We start from the raw sequence: 2,375 nt of genomic DNA on the forward strand, positions 1-2,375 counted from the left end.
AGACCCGAAGCGGAGTGATCTAGCCATGGGCAGGTTGAAGCGGAGGTAAGACTTCGTGGAGGACCGAACCCACCAGGGTTGAAAACCTGGGGGATGACCTGTGGTTAGGGGTGAAAGGCCAATCAAACTCCGTGATAGCTGGTTCTCCCCGAAATGCATTTAGGTGCAGCGTCGTGTGTTTCTTGCCGGAGGTAGAGCACTGGATAGGCGATGGGCCCTACCGGGTTACTGACCTTAGCCAAACTCCGAATGCCGGTAAGTGAGAGCGCGGCAGTGAGACTGTGGGGGATAAGCTCCATGGTCGAGAGGGAAACAGCCCAGAGCATCGACTAAGGCCCCTAAGCGTACGCTAAGTGGGAAAGGATGTGGAGTCGCAGAGACAACCAGGAGGTTGGCTTAGAAGCAGCCACCCTTGAAAGAGTGCGTAATAGCTCACTGGTCAAGTGATTCCGCGCCGACAATGTAGCGGGGCTCAAGCGTACCGCCGAAGTCGTGTCATTCGTACATGTATCCCCAACGGGAGTACGGATGGGTAGGGGAGCGTCGTGTGCCGGGTGAAGCAGCCGCGGAAGCGAGTTGTGGACGGTTCACGAGTGAGAATGCAGGCATGAGTAGCGATACACACGTGAGAAACGTGTGCGCCGATTGACTAAGGGTTCCTGGGTCAAGCTGATCTGCCCAGGGTAAGTCGGGACCTAAGGCGAGGCCGACAGGCGTAGTCGATGGACAACCGGTTGATATTCCGGTACCCGCTTTGAAACGCCCAATACTGAATCAGGCGATGCTAAGTCCGTGAAGCCGGCCCGATCTCTTCGGAGTTGAGGGTAGTGGTGGAGCCGATGAACCAGACTTGTAGTAGGTAAGCGATGGGGTGACGCAGGAAGGTAGTCCAGCCCGGGCGGTGGTTGTCCCGGGGTAAGGGTGTAGGCCGTGTGGTAGGCAAATCCGTCACACGTTAAGGCTGAGACCTGATGCCGAGCCGATTGTGGTGAAGTGGATGATCCTATGCTGTCGAGAAAAGCCTCTAGCGAGTTTCATGGCGGCCCGTACCCTAAACCGACTCAGGTGGTCAGGTAGAGAATACCGAGGCGTTCGGGTGAACTATGGTTAAGGAACTCGGCAAAATGCCCCCGTAACTTCGGGAGAAGGGGGGCCACGCCTGGTGATCCAATTTACTTGGTGAGCTGGGGGTGGCCGCAGAGACCAGCGAGAAGCGACTGTTTACTAAAAACACAGGTCCGTGCGAAGCCGTAAGGCGATGTATACGGACTGACGCCTGCCCGGTGCTGGAACGTTAAGGGGACCGGTTAGCTGACTTTCGGGTTGGCGAAGCTGAGAACTTAAGCGCCAGTAAACGGCGGTGGTAACTATAACCATCCTAAGGTAGCGAAATTCCTTGTCGGGTAAGTTCCGACCTGCACGAATGGCGTAACGACTTCTCGACTGTCTCAACCATAGGCCCGGTGAAATTGCACTACGAGTAAAGATGCTCGTTTCGCGCAGCAGGACGGAAAGACCCCGGGACCTTTACTACAGTTTGATATTGGTGTTCGGTTCGGCTTGTGTAGGATAGGTGGGAGACTTTGAAGCAGCCACGCCAGTGGTTGTGGAGTCGCCGTTGAAATACCACTCTGGTCGTGCTGGATGTCTAACCTGGGTCCGTGATCCGGATCAGGGACAGTGTCTGATGGGTAGTTTAACTGGGGCGGTTGCCTCCTAAAGAGTAACGGAGGCGCCCAAAGGTTCCCTCAGCCTGGTTGGCAATCAGGTGTTGAGTGTAAGTGCACAAGGGAGCTTGACTGTGAGACCGACGGGTCGAGCAGGGACGAAAGTCGGGACTAGTGATCCGGCAGTGGCTTGTGGAAGCGCTGTCGCTCAACGGATAAAAGGTACCCCGGGGATAACAGGCTGATCTTCCCCAAGAGTCCATATCGACGGGATGGTTTGGCACCTCGATGTCGGCTCGTCGCATCCTGGGGCTGGAGTCGGTCCCAAGGGTTGGGCTGTTCGCCCATTAAAGCGGTACGCGAGCTGGGTTTAGAACGTCGTGAGACAGTTCGGTCCCTATCCGCTGTGCGCGTAGGAATATTGAGAAGGGCTGTCCCTAGTACGAGAGGACCGGGACGGACGAACCTCTGGTGTGCCAGTTGTTCTGCCAAGGGCATGGCTGGTTGGCTACGTTCGGGAGGGATAACCGCTGAAAGCATCTAAGCGGGAAGCCTGCTTCGAGATGAGTATTCCCACCAACTTGATTGGTTAAGGCTCCCAGTAGACGACTGGGTTGATAGGCCAGATGTGGAAGCCCGGTGACGGGTGGAGCTGACTGGTACTAATAGGCCGAGGGCTTGTCCTCAGTTGCTCGCGTCCACTGTGTT

The 2,375-nt window shown here is 56.2% G+C and carries 1 rRNA gene; it reads left to right on the plus strand.

What is annotated here, in order from left to right:
- Positions 1-2,353, plus strand: a 23S ribosomal RNA gene (locus ACFCV8_RS35940); the annotation flags it as partial.
- Positions 2,354-2,375 lie beyond the last annotated feature (22 nt).

This window comes from Streptomyces sp. NPDC056347 (genome assembly GCF_042262625.1).
Taxonomy (GTDB): Bacteria; Actinomycetota; Actinomycetes; order Streptomycetales; family Streptomycetaceae; genus Streptomyces.